This is a genomic window from Pseudomonas sp. M5A4_2d (assembly GCF_053345295.1).
Genome location: NZ_JBKEZW010000001.1, coordinates 517,778 through 538,602 on the forward strand (window position 1 = coordinate 517,778; position 20,825 = coordinate 538,602).

Genomic DNA, 20,825 nt, shown 5'->3' on the forward strand with positions numbered 1-20,825 from the left:
CAGCAATGCGCGGAGTTTACCGTTCGATGGCCAGAAGTGCACATTACAAATGTGGGAGGGGGGGTGCTCCCGATAGCGGGGTATCAGCGAACTATTCAGTGGCTGATACACCTTAATCGGGAGCAAGCCCCCTCCCACATTTTTAATGCATTGCCAACTCAGAAAGGGGCAGGGCACTCAAAGCGCAGCCGCTCACCGCTTTGCGGGTGCGTAAAGCTCAACATGCTCGCATGCAGGCACAGGCGCGGCCAGGCGGCCAGGGCTTGTTCGTGGGCGTACAAGCCATCACCCAACAGCGGGTGGCCGATCGACAGCATATGCACACGCAACTGGTGCGAACGCCCGGTAATCGGCGTCAGCTCGACGCGGCACCAGTCACCGCAACGTTCCAGTACTTTCCAGAAGGTCAGCGCATGCTTGCCGAACTCATGGTCGACCACATGGCGTGGTTTGGTCGGCGGGTCGTAGCGCAGGGGCAGGTCGATGCTGCCGCTGTCCAGTGCCGGCTGGCCCCAGGCCAAGGCGGTGTAGGCCTTTTCGGTTTCGCGATCGTGAAACTGACGGGACAGTTCGCGGTGGGTGTCGGCGTCCCGCGCGAGCAGGATGATCCCTGAAGTTTCCCAGTCCAGGCGATGGACAATGCGGGCCTCGGGGTAGCCGTTTTCCTGCAGGCGGGTGATCAGGCAGTCCTTGTTGTCATCGGCGCGGCCGGGCACCGAGAGCAGCAAGGTCGGCTTGTTCACCACCAGGACAGCATCGTCCTGATGCAGGATATGAATATTGGACAGCGGCATTAAACAGCCTCGTAACAAACGCCAACGGCGGCTCGCTCACCCGGTTCCCGCGAAGGGATCAAGGTGACCGAGCCGCCGTGGCAGCCGCCTTTTCGATTAACGATCAGGCAGGGTGATATTGAGTTCCAGAATCGAGCAGCTGCCGTCGTTTTCCAGGGCGACGTGCACGTCATCGTTGCCGATATTGACGTACTTGCGAATCACCTCGACCAGTTCCTTTTGCAAGGCTGGCAGGTAGTCCGGTGTGCTGCGTTGGCCGCGTTCGTGCGCCACGATGATCTGTAGACGCTCTTTCGCTACCGACGCGGTACTTGGCTTTTTGTTGGCGCGAAAGAAGTCGAGAAATTTCATTGTTTAGTTGCCTCCAAAGATACGCTCGAAGAATCCCTTCTTCTTTACATCGAGGAAGCGATGTTCCACGGTCTTGCCCAGCAAGCGATCTACGGCATCGCTGTACGCCTGGCCGGCGTCGCTCTGGTCGTCAAGAATCACCGGCACGCCCTGGTTGGAAGCTTTCAGCACGGCTTGGGATTCCGGGATCACGCCCAGCAGGGTCACGGCGAGGATTTCCTTCACGTCTTCAACGCCGAGCATTTCGCCGTTGCTGACGCGCTCCGGGTTGTAACGGGTGAGGAGCAGGTGTTCCTTGATCGGGTCCTGGCCATCTTCGGCGCGCTTGGATTTGCTGGCCAGCAGGCCGAGCATGCGGTCCGAGTCACGTACCGAGGACACTTCCGGGTTGGTCACCACGATGGCTTCATCGGCGAAGTACATCGCCAGGTGAGCACCGGTTTCGATACCGGCCGGGGAGTCGCACACCACGTATTCGAAAGTTTCTTTCAGTTCGGCGAGAACTTTGCCTACGCCTTCTTTGGTCAGCGCGTCTTTGTCACGGGTCTGGCTGGCGGCCAGCACGTACAGGTTCTCAAGGCGCTTGTCCTTGATCAGGGCCTGTTGCAGGTTGGCTTCGCCGTTCACTACGTTGACGAAGTCGTACACCACGCGGCGTTCGCAGCCCATGATCAGGTCGAGGTTACGCAAACCGACGTCGAAGTCGACGATGACTGTCTTGTGGCCGCGCAGAGCGAGGCCGGTACCGATAGCGGCGCTGGTGGTGGTCTTACCCACACCACCCTTGCCGGATGTAACCACGAGAATCTTGGCCAAGGTGTTTCACCCCTAAGGAAAAAGGACTTTTCGGTCCCTGAAAAACATCTCTTGGAACTCGCTGCAGGCGGACAGCCTTTGTAGGAAAAAGATGTGGTTCCCGAAAAGGAAAGCCAACTTCTAATTATTCCTACGTAAGTCTTGCCGGTTTCGCTGTGCTATCAGAGTCTAGAGATGCTTGGAAAATGCGGCAGTATCCGTTAAAGACGGATGATGTTCAACACATCGCCCGACAGGCTGACTTGTACCCCGGCCCCCCACAGCGGATCACGGCGCAAATCTTCTGAAACCTTGTACTGGCCTGCGATCGACACTAGCTCAGCGGTCAACTGCTGGCAAAAAATACGCGCTTTGGTATCGCCCTTGATGCCGGCGAGGGCACGTCCGCGCATCGGGCCGTATACATGGATGTTGCCATCGGCCAGAAGTTCCGCCCCCGGGCTGACCGGAGCGATCACCACGAGGTCGCCGCCCTGGGCGTAAATTTGCTGCCCGCCGCGTACGGGGGAGGTGATGATCTTTGTAGGCTTGACCGTGGGTTCCGGCGGTTTTTCCGGTTTTTTCTTCACTTCACCTTCCGTCGGGTCGAGCGGACGCTCGCGGGCACCGGACGGTGGCAGTACTGGCAGTTCAATGGCGATGGCCGCGGCAATGTCTTCGATACGGCTGGCGCGAATTGCCAGGGTACGCAAGCCATGGGAGCGGCACACGCGCATCAGGCCGGGCAAATCAATCGCGCCTTGGCCGGCCGGGAGTTTGTCCAGGGCCAGCACCAGTGGGGCATTGTTGAAAAAATTCGGCGCCAGGGCGACCTTGGCGGCCAGTTGGCGGTCCAGGGCGTCGAGGTCATTGCGGGCCAGCTCCAGCACGGTGATGGCGAGCATGCTGCCTTTCAGCTGGAACACGGGATCTTGGTCTAGCGGTTCGGTTTGGCTCATGGTCGGCAAAAGCGGCTTGTCACGAAAAGTGTCGAGACTTATAACGAGAACATCCACGGGCCGCAAGCCGAGTCGAACCGTTGTAGAATGCGCGGCCCTTGTCTTTACCGGAATCTGTAATGGATCGCCCGCGTTTTCGAGCTGTATTTCTTCACCCGCGTTTTTGGCTGCTATGGCTGGGGCTCGGCTTGCTGTGGCTGATCACTCAGTTGCCCTACCGGGCGCTGTTGACCATTGGTCGATTGCTTGGCGCGGGCATGTACCGCGTGGCCGGTGATCGCCGCCGCATCGCCGCGCGCAACCTCGAGCTGTGCTTCCCGGAAAAGTCCGCCCAAGAGCGCAAGCAGTTGCTCAAGGCAAACTTCGCGTCCACCGGCATCGCCTTTTTTGAGATGGCCATGAGCTGGTGGTGGCCTACGTCGCGTCTGGCGCGCCTGGCCCATGTCGAAGGGCTTGAACATCTGAAGCAGGCGCATCTGGACGGCAAGGGCGTGATCCTGATGGCCTTGCACTTCACGACCCTGGAAATCGGCGCGGCCCTGCTCGGGCAGAAGCACACCATTGATGGCATGTACCGCGAGCATGGCAACCCGCTGTTCGACTTTATCCAGCGCCGTGGCCGTGAGCGGCATAACCTCGATTCCCTGGCGGTGGAACGCGACGACGTGCGCGGCATGCTCAAATTGCTGCGCTCGGGCCGAGCCATCTGGTACGCGCCGGACCAGGACTACGGCGCCAAGCAAAGTATCTTCGTGCCGTTGTTCGGCATTCAGGCGGCTACCGTGACCGCCACCAGCAAGTTTGCGCGCCTGGGCAGGGCACTGGTGATGCCGTTTACCCAGGAGCGCCTGGCCGATGGCAGTGGTTATCGCCTGGTGATCCACCCGCCGATGACCGACTTCCCTGGCGAAACCGATGAGATCGACTGCCTGCGTATCAACCAGTGGGTCGAAGCTTCGGTACGCGAATGCCCCGAGCAATACCTGTGGACCCACCGACGCTTCAAGAGCCGGCCACCGGGTGAGGCTAAGCTGTACGAAAAGCGCCGTCGATAACACTACCTTTCCCCCCATGGAGTGACGCTATGCGCCCAGCCGAACCGGTCACAGGTTTGATTCTTTCCGGCGGTGGGGCGCGAGCGGCGTATCAAGTAGGGGTACTGGCGGCTATTGCCGAACTGCTGCCACCGGGGGCGCCGAATCCTTTTCCGGTGATTGTCGGCACCTCGGCCGGCGCGATCAATGCGGTGAGCCTGGCCAGCGGTGCCATGGACTTCACCGCCGCCATCCAGCGCCTCACCGCCTTCTGGCAGGGCTTTCGCAGCCATTTGGTATTGCGCAGCGACTGGCCCGGTGTCATCCACCAAGCCAGTCGTTTCCTTATCCACAGTCTGCTGGGCCTGGGCGCTCAAGTGCCGGTCGCATTGCTCAACAGTGCGCCGTTGCGGGATTTGCTCAACGACAGGTTGAACCTGCAGGGTATCGACGAAGCCATCCGCAAAAAACACCTGCATGCGGTGGCGGTCACGGCGTTCGGTTACGAATCCGGGCAAGCGGTGACCTTTTACCAAGGTGGCGGCACCATCAATGCCTGGCTGCGTCATCGGCGTATCGGCTTGCCAACCCAACTGACGGTCGAGCACCTGCTCGCCAGCTCCGCGATTCCCTTGCTGTTCGCGCCGGTCAAACTCGACCAGGAGTTTTTTGGCGATGGGGCCGTGCGGCAGTCGGCGCCCATCAGCCCAGCGTTGCATTTGGGCGCAAACCGGGTGCTGGTGGTGGGGGTGAGTGGCAACCCACGGGGTAATGAACCGTCGACCCAACGCACTTACACCGGCCAGCAACCCACCCTGGCGCAGATCGGTGGGCACATGCTCAACAGCACGTTCATTGACAGCCTGGAAGGTGATATCGAACTGCTTGAGCGTCTGAACCCGTTCAGCCATTACGCGCTCGGGTTGGCGGCGGTGGACGTGCTGGTAATTGCGCCCAGCCAGCCGATCGATGAAATCGCGGCGCGGCATCGGCAAGAGCTGCCGGCGGCGTTGCGCCTGTTCTTGCGCGGGCCGGGGGCGACCAAGACCAGTGGGGCAGGGGTGTTGAGTTACTTGCTGTTCGAGGCAGGGTATTGCAGCGAGTTGATTGAGTTGGGGCGCAAAGATGCGTTGGCCAAGCGTGAGGAGCTATCACGATTCCTGGGCCTGGCACCGAGCTGAATGTGGGAGCTGGCTTGCCTGCGATAGCGGTGTGTCAGTCAATGCATTCGGCACAGACGTATCGCTATCGCAGGCAAGCCAGCTCCCACAGGGAGTGGCGGTCAACTGTTAGAAGTGGTACTTGACCAACAAGCTCGCGGTGTCCTGGTTGGTCCTGAACGCGCCGCTGTCTTCAACCCCGTACTTGTTCTTCCAGTAGTCGTATTCGAAACCGACGTACAACTGCTTCGCGCCCCAATGCAGCGCCTTGCCCAAGTCATATTTAACCTGTGGGTTGAAGTGCAGGTTGGCGTGGTAGGTGCCGCGTGGGTTCTTGTCGTTGTCGACGACCCAATCCATGTAACCGTCGATCAGCACATCGGAGCTGCCCACGGGAATGGTGTACGCCCATACCGGGGTGATCTGCCAGATGTTGTTGCCAGGGCGATCGCCTGCCGGGTGGCGCTGGTAGAAGTTCAACTGGAAGAAGTCGAAGCCGGGCACATTCAGGTCAAAGCCTGGGCCGATCAGGTAGGAATTGTTATTGCCCTCACCAAACTCGTAAGTCATTGCCAGCAAGACGTCTTTGATCGGGCCGAACGACATGTCTTTGTCGAAAATCTTGCCGAACGATAAGCGCGGCGTGAACTCACCGTAATACGTATTCGGGCCGAAGTTGCCATCTTCCTTGCCGTTGTAAAAGATGCGGTCGACGAACAGGAAGTTGTCGCCGTACTTCCATGAGTCGGCATGTTCGAACGTGAGGGTTTGCTGGATCGACGGGTTGATGGTGAAGCTCTTGCCATACAGATACGTCAGGCTGTTGTTCTGCCACTGCAACAAATCACCGGCCACTGCCTGGCTACCGGCCAGCAGGGATCCCGCCAGCATCAGGCCTTTGAACATAGGTTTCATTCGGTTGCTCCCGAGTTAAAGTTTTATGGTTTTTTCTTCTACGCAGACGCTCTGGTGTGGCGCCTTTTGGTTCGCTGCAAAAATCGTCTGTTCGGTCAGCTTTAATGCTTTTAGCAAGAGCTGCGCCAAGGTGTTTAAAAAGCCAAAAAATCCCCGTCGGCTGCATCGGATGCAGTCGAATTCAGAGGGTTTTTGCGCACGTTGGCAGCTGCTGCGAGGCCGGGATAAGTTGGCCTTGCAGTCAGCTTTAACATTGGCTGTTTTTTTTGAGTCGATTCGAGCGGGCGCGGAGAATACTGGCTCACAAGCCTTGGCTCAAGTGCGCTGTAAAAGAGCGCGTGGGGCAAGAATGGGGCGCGGCGTGTGGCCGGCCCCAGGTGAAGGGTGTGCATGCGGGTGTTCCCTGTTCGTTATTGTTTTTGTTGTTCTTATCAAGAGCAGGCAGGAATCAATGCGTAGGGGCGGCCACAGGGCGTTCAGAGCCACCGAGGATGTTGAACAGTACATTCAGCGACAACGCGCTGAGGGTGGCCATGGCAATCCCGCTGTGGGTTATCGGGTTCATCCACAGCGGCAGTTGCGCGAAGAAATCCGGGCGCACCACCGGGATCAGGCCCATGCCGATACTGACCGCCACCAGCAATTGGTTGCGGCGGTCGGCGATGTCGGCTTCCTGCAGGATCTTGATGCCGGTCGCCGCGACCATGCCGAACATGGCAATCGCCGCACCGCCTAATACTGCCGGTGGAATTGATGCCACCAGAAACGCAGCTTTGGGCAGCAGGCTGAGCACAATCAGAAAGGCCCCGGCCATGATTGTCACCGAGCGGCAGCGCACGCCGGTCATCTGCACCAAACCGATATTCTGGGCGAACGAGGAGTGGGTAAAGGTGTTGAAGAAACCGGCGAAGAACGACGCACCGGCATCACACAACAAGCCACGGCGGAGCATCTTCGGCGTGACTTCCTGGCCGGTAATCTTGCCCAGGGCGAGGAACATGCCGGTGGACTCGACGAAGATGATCACCACCACCAGGCACATCGACAGGATCGGCGCCAACTCGAATTTAGGCAGGCCGAAATGCAGCGGCGTCACCACTTGCACCCACGGCGCCTGGGCCAGGCCGCTGAGGTCGACCATGCCGATCATGCCGCAAAGGCCGTAGCCGAGTGCCATGCCGATCAGCACCGAAATATTCACCCAGAAGCCGCGCATGAAGCGGTTGATCAGCAGGATTGTCGCCAGTACCAGCGCGGCAATCGCCAGATAAATCGGCGAGCCGTAGGTGGCGGCAGCGCTGCCGCCACCGGCCCAGTTCACGGCCACTGGAAACAGCGACAGCCCGATCGCAGTGATGACGGTGCCGGTTACCAACGGTGGAAAAAAGCGCACAACCTTCGACATGAACGGCGCGATGACGAGGCCGAAGAACCCGGCGGCGATGGTCGCGCCGAAGATGCCCTGCAAGCCGATCCCCGGCATGCCGGCCATGGCGACCATGCTGCCGACGGCGGCGAAACTGGCGCCCATCATCACCGGCATGCGAATGCCGACGGGGCCGATACCGAACGACTGCACCAGCGTGGCGATACCGGCGACGAGCAGGTCGGCGTTGATCAGAAAGGCGATTTCTTCACGGCTCAAGCCAGCGGCCTGGCCAATGATCAGGGGGACGGCGACGGCGCCGCCGTACATCAGCAAGACGTGTTGCAGGCCTACCAGAATCAGTTGCAAGAGGGGCAGCCGCACCATGGCGGGCGCAGCAGGAGTCTGCGTTTCTAACTGGGACATGCAACACCTCGGATCTTTTTATTGTTGTGTTGTTCGGCAGTCAATTGCCGGGTGGAACGCAATCTTCAAAGCACCACAAATCCCCCGTGGGAGGGGGCTTGCTCCCGATAACGGTGTGTCATTCAACATATCGGTGAATGAACCACCGCTATCGGGAGCAAGCTCCCTCCCACATTGGAGCTCTGTGAATCAGTTAATTGGTGCGAGCCCCCTGATTGATCCAGGTGCCAATCAAATCCCGCTCCTGCTGGGTCATCTGGGTGATGTTGCCCAGCGGCATGATCTGGCTGGCCACGGCTTGCGCTTGAATGCGCGGCGCCATTTGCTGGATCTGCTGCGGGGTGTCGAACATCACGCCAGCCGGTGCCGTGCTGAACAGCGGGCTGGTGGGCTTGGCCGAATGGCACACGGCGCAGCGTTCCTGGATCACCCCATGCACCTTGTCGAAATCAATCGATGCCTGGGCGGGCGCAGGTGCGGCGGCAGGTGTGGCAGGTGTGGCAGGCGCTGCCGGTGCGGCAGGTTTCAAACCGCCACCCAAGGCGGTTTCGGGCAATGGCTGGTATTCGATCGCGGCAGGCGCCTTGGCGACATCCGGTGCAGTTGCCACGGGTTTCGGGCCGGTCACGTATGCCAGGCAAATCATCGCCAGCGCGCCAACCGGCAAGGTCCACGCATATTTCTGGCTGTTGTGACGGGTGTTGAAGTAGTGACGCACCAACACGGCCGCCACGGCGATACCGGCCAGGATCAGCCAGTTGTATTGGCTGCCGTAGGTGCTCGGGAAGTGGTTGCTGATCATGATGAACAGCACTGGCAAGGTGAAGTAGTTGTTGTGACGTGAACGCAACAAACCCTTGGCCGGCAACGCCGGATCGGGTGTGCGGTTCTCCGCGATCGCCGCCACCAGCGCGCGCTGCGCGGGCATGATGATGCGGAACACGTTACCGACCATGATAGTGCCGATCACGGCGCCCACATGCAGGTACGCACCGCGGCCGCTGAACACTTTGCTGAAGCCGTACGCAGCGGCAATCAACAGCACGAACAGGATCAAGCCGAGCAGGGCGGGGCGCTTGCCCAGTGCCGAATCGCAGAGAAAGGAGTAGATGAACCAACCGGCCAACAGCGAGCCGAGGCCCAGCAATACACCTTCCGGACCGCTGAGGCTGCTGCCCGGGGCCAGCAGGTACAAGGTCGGGTTGGCGTAAAACACCACGCACAGCAGCGCGATGCCGGACATCCAGGTGAAATAGGCTTCCCATTTGAACCAGTGCAGGTTGTCCGGCATGGTCGGTGGGGCCAGTTTGTATTTCTCCAGGTGGTAGATACCGCCACCGTGGATCGCCCACAAGTCACCGGCGAGCCCGTCCTTGGGGTTGACGCGATTGAGGTTGTTTTCCAGCCAGACGAAGTAGAAAGAAGCGCCGATCCACGCGACGCCGGTGATCATGTGAACCCAGCGTACGCTAAGGTTCAGCCATTCCATCAAATGTGCTTCCACAGTCTTTACCTCTCGCCTGTCACTCTGTTGTCGAGTGATCAGACCTTCTCTTATTGGTGGGGGGCGAGGATCAACCGCTCATCCTCTTTGAAAAAATGCTCATCGCAGTTATTGCCTGTGCCACTGCGATCAACCACCAGGAAGTCATCCCGCTTTTCGATCGTCAGCACCGGGTGGTGCCAGACGCCGCGATGGTAATTAATGCCCTGCCTGCCGTTGGTAACGAAGGCGCGGACCAAGCCTGATACAGGTTCATCGCCAACTGGCGCGACCACGATCAGAAAGGGGTTGCCGAGCAGCGGAATGAAAGCCTGGCTGCCCAGCGGGTGTCTCTCCAGCATGCACACGGTCAGCGGCATGTCCTGCGCGTCGGCGCGGAAGATGCTGATGATGGCGTTGTCTTCAGGCGTCGCGGTTTCGACCGTCGCCAGTTTATGAAAGCGCATGGTCGACCCGTTGTTGATCATGAAGTGATCGCTGCCGTCGGTTTCGATAACGTCACCGAAAGGGGCAAAGGCTTCTTTGGTCAGGGGTTCGATCATCAGTGTGCGCATGGCTGTCTTCTTATCCGAATGCTGTGTTGTTTGGTCTATTGCTATCGCGGGCAAGCCCGGCTCCCACATTTAACCGCGTAACCCTGTGGGAGCTGGCTTGCCTGCGATCGGGTTAACCGCTTACTTGGCGACTTTGCCCAGGACTCGCAGGCGGCTCACACCACCATCCGGGAACACGTTCAGGCGGATGTGGGTGATTGGGCCCAGTGCCTTGATCTGCTCGGCGAAGGTGTGTTCGGCGTGCATCTCCAGTTTCTGCGCCGGCAGCAGTTCGCGCCAGAACAGCGATTGGGTTTCGATCTGGCTGTCGGTACCGCCCTTCACGAACGCGCCCTGAATCGAGCAGGTGTCCGGGTAGTTGCCCTTGAAGTGCAGGGTGTCGACCACGATTTTCTCGATCTCACCCGGGTGGCCCAGCGCGACGATCACCCAGTCATTGCCCGGTGTACGACGACGGGCAGTTTCCCAGCCGTCGCCCATGTTGATGCCACGGCCCGGGTTGAGGATGTTGCTCATGCGCCCGAAGTGTTCATCGGAGCAAGCGAGGGCACGACCGCCGTTCAAGGCTGCAGCCAGGTCGACTTGTTCGTTGTCACCCACCGACGACCAGTCGCGGAACGGCACACCGTACACACGCAGACGGGCCACGCCGCCATCCGGGTAGATGTTGAAGCGTAGGTGGCTGAAGGCTTTGTCGTTGTTGATCTCGTGGTAGTGGTGGCTGTTGCCTTGCAGCTCGACGGCCGAGAGCACTTCCACCCACTGGGTGTTTTCGTCAGGATCGCCCGAGGCCAGGAAGCAGGCTTCCAGGGAGGCCGACGGCGGGAAGTTGCCGGTGAAGAATGAAGTGTCGATGTCCACGCCTTTGATCGAGCCCGGTACGCCCAGGCGGATCACCGCGCTGTCGTAGCCTTCGAAGCGCTTGCGGCGCGACTCCCAGCCGTCCATCCACTTGCCGTTGTCATCGAAAACGCCCTCCTTCCACACGGCCGGAGTCGGCTGGAACAGGCGGTTGGCGTCTGCGAACCAGTCATCGGTCACCGAAAGAATCTTGGTGCCAAGACGGGCGTCGGCCAGGTTGACGAACTTCTCGAAAGGTACGGCGTAAGCTTTCATTCTTCTTGTCTGCCTTGAGTTAAGTGGCTTGGGATGCTCGCCAGGCCCTGGGCGTCATGAGCGCTCGGGCCCGGTCTGCTAAAGGGTCAGTAATCGGAACAACGCGATTTTATTGATCTCGGCCAGCGCGCATTTGAACTCGGTGTCTGCCGGGTTGTGAATGCGCGTTTCGAACGCGGCCAGGATCTGATGCCGGTTGCTGCCTTTTACCGCCATGATGAAGGGAAACTTGAACTTGGCTTTGTAAGCGTCGTTCAGCTCGGTGAAGCGCGAAAACTCGTCGCTCGAGCATTGGTGAATACCGGCGCCAGCTTGTTCATTCGTGCTGGCTTCGGTCAACTCGCCCTGGACGGCGGCTTTGCCGGCCAGGTCCGGGTGAGCGTTGATCAGCGCCAGCTGGCTGGCATGATCGGCACTCAACAGGATGTCGCTCATGCGCTGGTGCAGGGTTTCGATCTCATCGATCGAGGCGTCCTGGCCCAGGTCGAAGGCCTTTTCGGCCACCCATGGCGAATGTTCGTAGATGTCGGCGAAGGCGTTGATGAATTCATCGCGGCTCAGGGTCGACGGTTTCAAGGTTTGGAACGCAGTCATTTCGCCGCTCCCGTGTACGGATGGGTGTCGTGCCAGTGGCGGGCAATGTCGACTCGGCGAGTGAACCACACCTGTTCGTGACTTTTGGCGTACTCGATAAAACGCTTCAGGGCAGCCAGGCGGGCAGGGCGGCCGATCAGGCGGCAATGCAGGCCGATGGAAAGCATTTTCGGGGCTTCAGCGCCTTCGGCATAGAGCACGTCGAAGGCGTCTTTGAGGTACTCGAAAAAGTCGTCGCCCTTGTTGAATCCCTGGACCTGGGTGAAGCGCATGTCATTGGTGTCCAGGGTGTAGGGAATCACCAGGTGCGGCTTGCCGGTGGGGTTGTTCGGTTCCCAGTAGGGCAGGTCGTCGTCATAGGTGTCGCAGTCGTAGAGGAAGCCGCCTTCCTCCATCACCAGCCGCCGTGTGTTGGGGCCGGTGCGCCCGGTGTACCAGCCCAGTGGGCGCTCGCCGGTCAGTTCGGTGAGGATGCGGATGGCTTCGAGCATGTGCTCGCGCTCCTGGGCCTCGTCCATGTATTGGTAGTCGATCCAGCGATAGCCGTGGCTGCAGATCTCGTGACCGGCGGCGACCATCGCGCGGATCACATCCGGGTGGCGCTGGGCGGCCATGGCCACGGCGAAGATGGTCAGCGGGATATCGAATGCTTTAAACAACTTGAGGATGCGCCACACACCGGCACGGCTGCCGTATTCGTACAGCGACTCCATGCTCATGTTGCGCTCGCCTTGCAGCGGTTGGGCCGAGACCATTTCCGAGAGGAAGGCTTCGGACTCTTTGTCACCGTGCAAAATATTGCGCTCGCCGCCTTCTTCGTAGTTCAGTACGAAAGACAACGCGATGCGCGCCTTGCCCGGCCAGTGTGGGTGAGGAGGGTTACTGCCGTAACCGATCAGGTCGCGTGGGTAGTCAGCGCTCACTGCAGTCTTCCTTCTTGTTCGTGGTAGCGGTGTGTGTGGCGTCCGGGCAGTGAAAAGACTGGGTGGCGTCACAGCGATGAGTGATTGTATACAACTTATCGCTAACTTTGTAAGCCCGCATTTCTGCATTTTTTCTGCAGCGTTCGGTGAATATGGCGTAGCAAGAAACTTGCCTAACTGGTCAGCTAATGGACAAAAGGTCGTTTGAAAGCAAGGATTACCCATCAATTGCCCTACCGATTAACCCCACCGGGAGGATCGCAAGGTTTGTGATTTTTATTGTGTACAATTTTTTTAAAAAGTGTCTTAATCAGCCATCGCCGGCTTTTTCGATGCCCTGAAAAAGTGCAGGTTCTCTTCTACTGACTTCAGGAGGCGCGTAGACGCCATGGGACGTTTGACCACACACGTTTTGGACGCCGCACACGGCTGCCCCGGCAGTCACATCAAGGTCGAGCTGTACCGCGTCGAAGGCGCGCAGCTGGAGCTGGTTGCCACCGCCACTACCAACAGCGACGGCCGTTGTGATGCGCCACTGCTGCAAGGCGACGATTACGTCAGCGGTGTCTACCAGCTGCAATTCAACGCCGGCGACTACTACCGCGCCCGTGGGGTGCAATTGCCTGCACCTGCGTTCCTCGACGTGGTGGTGCTGCGCTTCGGCATCAGTGCCGAACAGGATCACTACCATGTGCCACTGCTGATTTCGCCTTACAGCTACTCCACCTATCGCGGTAGCTGAGCGTCACCTCGCTTCACACCCCCAAAGCTCTTCGTTGGTTTTTCGCCCGCCCACACTGCGGGCTTTTTTTTGCCTGTTCCCGTGCAACTATCTAGTGCCAATGGAACCTCGGTGGTGCCTAGGCTGGGTGTTTTCCTCATCGAGAGAAAACACCATGACCTCTTCCCAAGATTATCCCGACGATTCATCTGACAACGCCGACGCTGACGTCGCTGCCGAAGCCGCGTTGCAGGGCATTCGTGATGAGTTAAGGCAGCGGGTTAATGTGTCTACCCACCCCAGTCGCCTGATCAATCAGATCGGCCTTGCCGACTGGCGCTGCCACGCGTCGACGCAGGCGCTTATACGCCTGATAGGGCGCTCGCCAAAAGTCTTGAAGGTGATCCGTACCGAACTGCGCAACGCATTTGAGATTGACCCCGACAGCCTGCTGTTTACCGAACACAGCCCCTCCAACCCGCCAGGCGTATCCGAGAAAGTCGACAGCTTGACCGATCGAGCGTTGTTGCTGCTGGTTCAGCCCTGGGTGCCTATTAATACCAATCTATTCACTGGCTTGAGTGTCAAGGGCGAGCCGAGTCGTCGGTTGCCTTATACACCGTTGCAAGCACTGGAGCGCGTTGTCGCGCTGACGCTTTTTGACCGGCTGGCCCGCGCGCATACCGAGTATTGGGACACGCTGGCGCAGGGTTCCTGGCGTACACGCCGGGAGCGTTGGAGTGAGTTGCACGCGGAACTCTTCGCTGACCGCGCCTTTCTGGCGCGGCAACTGAACGAGCTATCGAGTGCAGGAATGGCCCTGGTTCAGGCAGTGATCGATGCCCCGACCGCTGAGGCGCGCCAGCGTGCAGGTGGGGAGTGGGCCTGCGTGCGGGTAGGCCAGGTGATGTGGCCCGGTACGCCTGCAGTGGCGATCCCCGGAGCATTGCATTTTTACCGTGAGGGCGACCCTGACGGTGTGCCTCATGTCGTTTACCTGCCGGGTGTGCCCCGTCACTTCTATGAGTACCCATCCTTCGTCTTGCTTCAATGTGGCGTGCTGACGCTGAACCGATCGCTGTTCCATGATCTCTGGCAGTGCCTGCCGTTAAGTCGTCGCAATGCGTTATGCCGGCCTGCGGACTTGTCCCCGGCGCTCAGTGTTGTCCGCGGTCTGGAGATCAAGGGTGATGCGCTGGCGTTAGGCGCGCAGGCGTTGCTGAGTGAGCAATGGGGAAACGAATTGGCCTGTGCCGTGATGATCAATCACGCCCACGTATTTTCTAAACAACGGCCTCGGCCTCAGCCGTTGGAGGCCGTGTCGTTTCTCGCGCATGTAGAGAAGGCCAGGAAGCAACTGGTCGGTGGCGCTCGGCTCGGCGTCCTTCGGGAGCAATTGCTCAAATGGGACCAGCAACGGCGAAGCGAAGAAATCATTTTTGCCAGCACGGCGCCCGGCCTGGCGCTGCGCACCACAGAGCAGCAGGTCAAGCGTTACGAAAAAGGACTGCTTGCGCTGTTGAATCCGGATGACCCCAGCGCAGAGACGCCTGCGTATCAGGAATTCGTGTCGCTGGTGAATCAACTCAAGGTCCATGCCCAGGCATTGGATACCTTGATGCAGGGTGCGCAGCCACGGCTGCGCGATTTGGCTTTTTGGACTGAGCGCCCCGGTGGCGCGGGCACGCTCAGGCGTGGTTCCCTGTTCATGAACGCGCAAAACGAAGCGCTGCGCTGTGAGGTTCAGTTGCAACACCGGCTCAAGCTGTTAAGCGCAGCCCATCGGGACTTGGTTATGGAGGTGGTGGAACAGCCTTTGCCGTCTAAACGCCCAGGCAGTGAAACCCAGGTGCTATGGATCGCGGTGGGCAGCGAGCCAGACGCTTTCTACTCACTCCATAACGTGTGGGTGGTGACGACAGCGGCGGCAGTGAGGGTTCCGACCCGCCAGCGTCCGGTGGTCCTGTACGCTTTCGGGGTAAAGGGTGGGGTGCAGGCTTTTTCCGGGCTGGATGCATTGACTCGAAGCATCAAGGCAAGCCTGAGCAGTCGGGATGACTCCGTGCTGTGGGGCTGTGTCGAGCGCGATAAACGTAACGACTTACGCGCACATGCGATGCGTGACACCTTGGCCGTGCGCTACTTACCCATCGAGCGCAAGCCCGCGCTGGCCGCTGTGCAGAAAATGCTTGGGACCTACACTCGCTTGCACAAAAGCACTGAGGACATCACGCGAATTTTCAGTGAGGTCAAGGACGCCGAGCTGAGCCGCGCGCTGCTGACGGTTGAGCTGGAAGAACAGCTGAAGGTTCCCGTCAATAGTGCCCTGAGCCAGGCCCAGGCCAATATTGAGTTGCTGCGCAAGGCTGCGTCTGAAGCGAAAAAATGGCCGGCATGGTTGCCGGATGCAACGCGTGCCCAGCGTAAAAAATTCAGGCGCTCGCAGCGTCTTTATCTGAGTAGCGTGTTTGCCTATAAAAACCGGCTTGAACAACATCTGCCCGACCTGGAGACGTTCGCCCGCTGCGCCTTGACCGCCCGTTTGAGTCAGGACGGTATCTCGCCGCAATGGGATATTGACCAACCCTTTATTGATATGCCTGATGATGTTCAAGGCAGCTTTTGTGGGGGAGCAAGCGCCTGTCCCGTGGGCGATAACAAAATAATACTGACCCCGAGCCCTACGCGTACAACCTTCAGTCTGCTGCAATTGGTGCTGCATAACCTGGACCCGTTGGCGCCCTGGACGCAGTGGCGATTGAACCGCGCGCGCTTTCTGCAACCTGACGCGAAACAACAACTCAACGCCGCTTATCTGATCCGTATGGTGTCCTCGCTGGATATCGGCGGCCAGTACGATGCGTTGATCAACCAGGCGTTTTATCCGCGTATTGGCGCCAACCACACGCTCAGCGAAGGGCGTATTCCCGAGTTGTTGAATCGCGCGTTGCAAGCCGGCGTTGCGCATCATCTTTTTTCGGCGATTCAACGCGGGCTGACGGCGGTTGCACAAAGCGTATTCAGCACCGCGATGGCGGCCCGAACGCCGCAAGACCTGCTGAAAAACCAGCATGAACTGCAACTGTACGTGGTTCATCTGGTGGGTCACACGATGCAGCATGATCGCTATATCGCAGGGATAGTGCTGGTGCACGACAAGCGCTCCGGGCTGTGCCTTGTCTATTGGCCCCAGGCCACGCACGCGTTGATCCTCACCGAGTACACCAGCCTGCAACAGGCCCATGCTGAATTGAACCGTATCGGCGCATTGCCGGATAACGCCAAGGCGCTGGCGCGGCAGGTTGCACCCGGCTGGGCATTTGAGGCGCTCAATTACCCTCTGGCTAACGTCGATGAGGGCGTCCCGGCCTGGAATATACTCATGCCTGCCAATGTTCTGGTGAAAGGGATTTGGCAGGGGGTTGAGTTCATTCGCTCGTTCCGCATCAAACATCTGGAGCCGACGGCGCTTGCTGATGAGATCGAAAAGCAAACCCTTGAGCAGATTGCCAGTGATCCGCAGGACTGGTTGGCGATTGTCGCCACGCCCCACAGCAATGCTCAGGCGTTGCTGTACCACGCCAGCGTGCTTGAACTGCAACGCCGAACCCAGGCTGCCAGCCATTCCGGCAAGGCGCTTGAGGAATACCGGGTCCGCCGCCTTGGCGAACAGCACGACGCCACCAAACGCAGGTTGGTCGGTTTTTTCAGTCCTTTTTTCGGGCTGTTAAATGACGTCTATGAGCTGTTGCTGGTGGCGCGGCGTTATCACCGCTATGGAGACCCCCACGATGCGGTCGATGTGGGCTTTATGAGCGCCTTTTTGGCGACTGATTTGTTATCGAACTTTGTACCTGGCCCCAAGAAGGTGGGCGGTGGTGCGACTCGCATTGCGCGGCCTGCACTGAGGCCAGCCTTGGGGCGAATACACCGTTTTCGTATGACGACGAGCGAGGTTCCTCACCAAACGCAGTCAGCCGTGCCTCAACTCAAAGCCCTGGCGCCATTTAAAATCAAGGGTGTGCCTGAGGGGGCTGTAGCCTTGAAAGGGCCGGGTAAGAACGGTGTTTACGTGAAAAATGCCGAGCCATTTGTGGCGGATGACACACACCATTACCCACTTTATCGGCGCCGGAACGAACAGTCGTTTCGCCTGCAAAACAAGCAGGCACCGGGGCAAGACGAACTGATCCTGAACATCCACCAGCCCAGGGAGTGGTTGCTCGCAGCGGACGCACCGCAACCGGGGCCGAGCTCAGGGGTACTTAACCCATGGCGCGCTCCCTTGCCGGATTGGCAACCACCTGACCCGCGTACGGCGACTGAGCCGCGGATTCTTCAGTCGCGCACTACGGATACCCGTTGGCTGGATTGGCGTACTCAAGTTCATCCCAATCAAATAGTGAGCTCCCCGGTTCCCGGGGTATTTGAGGTGGGTATGGCGCCAACAGGGGCTGGGCTCAATGCCAGGTTCTTGCGCGTGGCTCCTCCTAATACCTCCATCCTGGATCCGGACAGTGGTTTTTACAGGATGCTCCCCCAGAGTCATCAAGCACGGTCGACCGATATCTCGTTTATCACCCGAAATGAGCCCCTGGTGTCATTGGCTGAGGTCGATATCGTGCGTTGGACAAGCACTGATATTCTCGACCAGCCCATTCCAGTATCACGCACCCCGACAGGTGGATGGCAAAACCATCCGGCATTGTTCGACAGGCCTTTGGAGCAATATGTGGGCGAGGCTTTTCCCACCATGACGAATAAAACACGGGAGTTTATGGTCAGGAGGATGATTGAGCTGTCAGGTCCGCGACGCCCGGTAACGGCAAGTCACATGCTTGGCATCCATGCGACGCTGGACGGGTGGTTACCCTCGGCCCCTGCCAGGCGGGGTCAAACGGATGATTTGCTGAGGATGTTACGGCCAATTCAAAGAGGAGGGCAATCAACACTTGTCAGCTACCAAGGTGCGGCACCGGGTTTTGAACGCATCGACTTTCTGCCACCGGTCATGCTGCAGCCCGGGCTTCACCGAGGCGGGACACCTGTTGGGGCGGATAGAAATACCGCGCAGCGTGCGGCAGTCCGAATTGTTTTGGAGCAGCAGGGTTTCACTGTTCAGGACCTCCAGGTTAAACGTTACCGAATGAGGCCCACTCATGAATCGGTTGCTATTCATCCCAATTCGCCAGATCGCATCTATTACATTTCATATGAATGGGTCGAGATGGGCCATGTCCGCTTGAACACCAGATTGAAGAATGGCTGGTTTTATATAGGGTTCAAGTCCTACACAGATGCTGCGCTGGCGGTTACGGTCAGCAAAGCGCTGCAGGAAAATCGCCTGGTTCGGATCCTGGCGGGCATCCAGTGGCCTATCAAAGGCGACATCTCGCCAACCGTTTATTTCATTAAATTGGCGCCTTCGCCTTGAGCAGCGACACCACACCGGCGCAACTGAACAACGCGGCGCTGACACGATTGAACCAGCTCTGGCCGGCGCCGCTGCGCAAGTAGCGCGCCGCGCCATGGGCACCCAGGCCGTAGGTCAGCTTGCACAGCAGGTCGAGCACGGTCCAGGTGGCGATCATGATCAGCAACTGCGGCAGGAACGGCTGCTGACTGTTGAGAAATTGCGGCAAGAAGGCGGCGAAAAACAGGATGTCCTTGGGGTTGCTGGCGCCCAGCACAAAGGCACGCCCAAACAAGGCGCTGAAGCGCGGCACCGCCGGTGCTTGCGGGACTTCGGCAGCGTGGGCCGGTTGCCGCGATTGCTGCCAGCTTTGCCAGGCAAGATAAAACAGGTAAAGCGCACCGACGATCTTCAAGGCACTGAACAACTGCTCCGACGCCAGCAATAGAGCGCCCAGGCCCAGAGCCGAAGCACTCAACAAGCAAATTGAGGCAAACACGCCGCCGAGAAACGCCGGGTACGCGCGGCGCAGGCCGTAGTTGAGGCTGTTGCTGATCATCAGCAGCGACAGCGGGCCGGGAATCAGGATCACGATCAAAGCAGCGCCGCTGAACAGCAGCCAGGTTTCCAGGGTCATTTACAGTCCTCCATTCGTGCAAAAGCCCCACCCGAAGGTGAGGCGGTTTTCAGCCATTCCCGAACTACAGGAAGATGAATTTCGCGACGAAAATCGCGCACAACACCCACAGGCTGATGGAAATCTCGCGGTACTTGCCGGTGCCGGCCTTGAGCGCCACGTACGTGATAAAGCCCAGGGCGATACCGTCGGCGACCGAGAAGGTCAGCGGCATCATGATTGCCGTGACAATCGCCGGAATGCTGTCGGTGGCTTCATCCCAATTGATATGGGCCATGCTCGCCATCATCAGCATCGCCACGTAAATCAGTGCGCCTGCGGTGGCATAAGCCGGGATCATGCCGGCCAGCGGCGCAAAGAACATAGCGGCCACAAACAGCACGCCCACGGTCACGGCGGTCAGCCCGGTGCGACCGCCGGCGGCTACACCGGCAGCACTTTCCACATAGCTGGTCACGGGTGGCACGCCGACCATGGCACCGAACACGCTGGAAGCGCTGTCGGCCTTTAACGCGCGGGACAGGTTATGAATCTTGCCATCCGCACCGACCAGGCCGGCGCGTTGTGCAACGCCCATCAAGGTGCCGGCGGTATCAAACATGTGCACAAACAAAAAGGCAAACACCACGCTGATCATGCTGACATTGAACACACCCTTCACGTCCATGGCCATCCAGGTCGGTGCCAGGCTCGGTGGGGTAGAGAGAATGCCGTTGTAGTGCACCAGGCCCAGGCCCCATCCGGCCAGAGTCACGGCGATGATGCTGATCAGGATGGCGCCGAATACCCGGTGGTAGCTGAGGATCGCAATCAGCAAAAAGCACACCGCCGCCAGCAGCGGGGCGGGCTCGTGCAGTGAGCCGAGTTTGATCAACGTGGCCGGGCTGTCGACGATGATGCCGGCGGTTTTCAGGCCAATCACGCCGAGAAACAACCCGACACCGGCACCCATGGCGTGGCGCAGGCTAACTGGAATGCTGTTGAGCAGCCACTCACGCACGCGGGACAGGGTCAGGCCCATGAACAGCACGCCCGAGATAAACACCGCACCCAGCGCCGTTTCCCAGTGATAGCCCATGGTGCCGACCACGGTATAGGTGAAAAACGCGTTCAGGCCCATGCCCGGCGCCAGGCCGACCGGCCAGTTGGCGTACAGGCCCATCAACAGGCAACCCAGTGCGGCGGCGATACAGGTGGCGACAAACGCTGCACCGTGATCGATACCGGCGTCGGCCATGATGTTGGGGTTGACGAAGATGATGTAGGCCATGGTGATGAAGGTGGTGAGGCCGGCAATCAGCTCGGTCTTCACTGTGGTGCCATGCAAGCTCAGTTTGAACAGGCGTTCCAGCCAGCCGCCTTGCGGTGCGGCCAGGTCCAGCGTTGGGGCTTCGGATTTGCGGCTTTCCACAGCGAGTACTCCTCAAGAGTTTTATTGTTATTTCCAGCGCCGGTCACATGAGTGGGCAACGGCGCTTTGAGGTACTGGCGGGTTTTGTTGACCATAAGGTCAGGAACTCGCACGAAGCGAATTATGCTTTTGTATACAAATAAAGCAAATAA

General features: G+C 59.1%; 17 protein-coding genes. 4 read left to right on the forward strand and 13 right to left on the reverse strand.

Annotated features, from left to right (window positions below; genetic code table 11):
• Window positions 1–158: 158 nt before the first annotated feature.
• The 4 genes from ACLBW8_RS02350 to minC form a co-directional block, all read right to left on the reverse strand.
• Window positions 159–794: an RluA family pseudouridine synthase gene (locus ACLBW8_RS02350; RefSeq protein WP_003192838.1), complete on the reverse strand. Its 636-nt coding sequence runs from the start codon at window positions 792–794 to the stop codon at window positions 159–161.
• Between the two features lie 96 nt (window positions 795–890).
• On the reverse strand, window positions 891–1,145 hold the full coding sequence (gene minE, locus ACLBW8_RS02355) for a cell division topological specificity factor MinE (protein ID WP_003175252.1): 255 nt from the start codon (window positions 1,143–1,145) through the stop codon (window positions 891–893).
• 3 nt (window positions 1,146–1,148) lie between these two features.
• On the reverse strand, window positions 1,149–1,961 hold the full coding sequence (minD, locus tag ACLBW8_RS02360; RefSeq protein WP_057011745.1) for a septum site-determining protein MinD: 813 nt from the start codon (window positions 1,959–1,961) through the stop codon (window positions 1,149–1,151).
• A 200-nt stretch (window positions 1,962–2,161) separates the two neighbouring features.
• Entirely contained in the window at window positions 2,162–2,899 is a 738-nt protein-coding gene (gene minC, locus ACLBW8_RS02365; protein WP_053257249.1) for a septum site-determining protein MinC, read from the reverse strand.
• A 119-nt stretch (window positions 2,900–3,018) separates the two neighbouring features.
• Here minC and ACLBW8_RS02370 point away from each other — a divergent pair, with 119 nt between their 5' ends.
• Together ACLBW8_RS02370 and ACLBW8_RS02375 are read left to right on the forward strand one after the other, a co-directional pair.
• Window positions 3,019–3,954, forward strand: coding sequence for a lipid A biosynthesis lauroyl acyltransferase (locus ACLBW8_RS02370; protein ID WP_447804473.1), 936 nt, complete (start codon window positions 3,019–3,021; stop codon window positions 3,952–3,954).
• A 29-nt stretch (window positions 3,955–3,983) separates the two neighbouring features.
• Window positions 3,984–5,114 carry a patatin-like phospholipase family protein gene (locus ACLBW8_RS02375; RefSeq protein WP_447804474.1) on the forward strand — a complete coding sequence of 377 codons (1,131 nt, stop codon included), beginning with the start codon at window positions 3,984–3,986 and terminating at the stop codon, window positions 5,112–5,114.
• A gap of 108 nt (window positions 5,115–5,222) precedes the next feature.
• On the opposite strand, the gene ACLBW8_RS02380 is transcribed toward ACLBW8_RS02375, so the two are convergent.
• From ACLBW8_RS02380 to puuE, 7 genes are all read right to left on the reverse strand, one after another.
• Window positions 5,223–6,008, reverse strand: coding sequence for an outer membrane protein OmpK (locus ACLBW8_RS02380; protein ID WP_447804475.1), 786 nt, complete (start codon window positions 6,006–6,008; stop codon window positions 5,223–5,225).
• 448 nt (window positions 6,009–6,456) lie between these two features.
• Window positions 6,457–7,800 (reverse strand): nucleobase:cation symporter-2 family protein, encoded by a 1,344-nt coding sequence (locus ACLBW8_RS02385; protein ID WP_447804476.1) that lies wholly within the window; start codon window positions 7,798–7,800, stop codon window positions 6,457–6,459.
• A gap of 193 nt (window positions 7,801–7,993) precedes the next feature.
• Window positions 7,994–9,304 carry a urate hydroxylase PuuD gene (locus ACLBW8_RS02390; RefSeq protein ID WP_064453400.1) on the reverse strand — a complete coding sequence of 437 codons (1,311 nt, stop codon included), beginning with the start codon at window positions 9,302–9,304 and terminating at the stop codon, window positions 7,994–7,996.
• A gap of 50 nt (window positions 9,305–9,354) precedes the next feature.
• On the reverse strand, window positions 9,355–9,858 hold the full coding sequence (locus ACLBW8_RS02395) for an ureidoglycolate lyase (protein ID WP_447805007.1): 504 nt from the start codon (window positions 9,856–9,858) through the stop codon (window positions 9,355–9,357).
• Window positions 9,859–9,978: 120 nt separating this feature from the next.
• Entirely contained in the window at window positions 9,979–10,974 is a 996-nt protein-coding gene (gene alc, locus ACLBW8_RS02400; protein ID WP_064453399.1) for an allantoicase, read from the reverse strand.
• Between the two features lie 78 nt (window positions 10,975–11,052).
• On the reverse strand, window positions 11,053–11,568 hold the full coding sequence (gene uraD / locus ACLBW8_RS02405; protein WP_447804477.1) for a 2-oxo-4-hydroxy-4-carboxy-5-ureidoimidazoline decarboxylase: 516 nt from the start codon (window positions 11,566–11,568) through the stop codon (window positions 11,053–11,055).
• Window positions 11,565–12,491, reverse strand: a complete 927-nt coding sequence (puuE, locus tag ACLBW8_RS02410; RefSeq protein ID WP_064453397.1) for an allantoinase PuuE — start codon at window positions 12,489–12,491, stop codon at window positions 11,565–11,567. Before puuE ends, uraD begins: the two co-directional genes overlap by 4 nt.
• A gap of 388 nt (window positions 12,492–12,879) precedes the next feature.
• Here puuE and uraH point away from each other — a divergent pair, with 388 nt between their 5' ends.
• Window positions 12,880–13,233 (forward strand): hydroxyisourate hydrolase, encoded by a 354-nt coding sequence (gene uraH, locus ACLBW8_RS02415; RefSeq protein ID WP_064453396.1) that lies wholly within the window; start codon window positions 12,880–12,882, stop codon window positions 13,231–13,233.
• Between the two features lie 154 nt (window positions 13,234–13,387).
• A complete protein-coding gene (locus ACLBW8_RS02420; protein WP_447804478.1) occupies window positions 13,388–18,646 on the forward strand; it encodes a dermonecrotic toxin domain-containing protein in 5,259 nt (1,752 codons plus the stop codon).
• Here the strand turns inward: ACLBW8_RS02420 and ACLBW8_RS02425 are convergent.
• Window positions 18,624–19,262 carry a LysE family translocator gene (locus ACLBW8_RS02425; RefSeq protein WP_064453394.1) on the reverse strand — a complete coding sequence of 213 codons (639 nt, stop codon included), beginning with the start codon at window positions 19,260–19,262 and terminating at the stop codon, window positions 18,624–18,626. The genes ACLBW8_RS02420 and ACLBW8_RS02425 overlap by 23 nt on opposite strands.
• 64 nt (window positions 19,263–19,326) lie before the next feature.
• The gene (locus ACLBW8_RS02430) at window positions 19,327–20,673 is read right to left on the reverse strand and encodes an NCS2 family permease (RefSeq protein WP_447804479.1); all 1,347 of its coding nucleotides are present in this window, start codon (window positions 20,671–20,673) and stop codon (window positions 19,327–19,329) included.
• Window positions 20,674–20,825: the final 152 nt, after the last annotated feature.